Below are 288 nucleotides of genomic sequence, written 5' to 3'. Positions count from 1 at the left end.
CAAAAACCGCCCGGTCCCTTTTTGTCTAGCGAATATCCGAAATTTTATACTCTATACCGTGTACTCCTTTGTAATACTCGGGATACATTTCTCCTCCGCATTTTTCACACGAAAACATAGTTGGAGTGGTTGGGTCTCCCTCGTCCATCATGTCAAAATCTATTACTACATTTATAGGAATTTCTTCTTTTTCATGACACACTAAACAAACATAGCTGACGCTATGTTTGGTGGACTGGCTTAAATGTACGTTTTTCTTCTTTTTCTTTCCTTTTTTGCGGGTTTTTG

1 protein-coding gene is annotated in these 288 nt (G+C 38.5%); it reads right to left on the bottom strand.

The window, feature by feature from the left end; translation table 11 throughout:
* Positions 1-25: 25 nt before the first annotated feature.
* Positions 26-288 (bottom strand): hypothetical protein (locus PZE06_RS28990; protein WP_275792536.1); only part of this gene is annotated, 263 nt, incomplete at its 5' end.

Source organism: Robertmurraya sp. DFI.2.37 (assembly GCF_029211245.1).
Lineage (GTDB): Bacteria > Bacillota > Bacilli > Bacillales > Cytobacillaceae > Robertmurraya > Robertmurraya methanolica_A.
The sequence above is the reverse complement of the archived record's forward strand: the minus strand, read 5'-3'. Positions and strand labels throughout refer to the sequence as shown.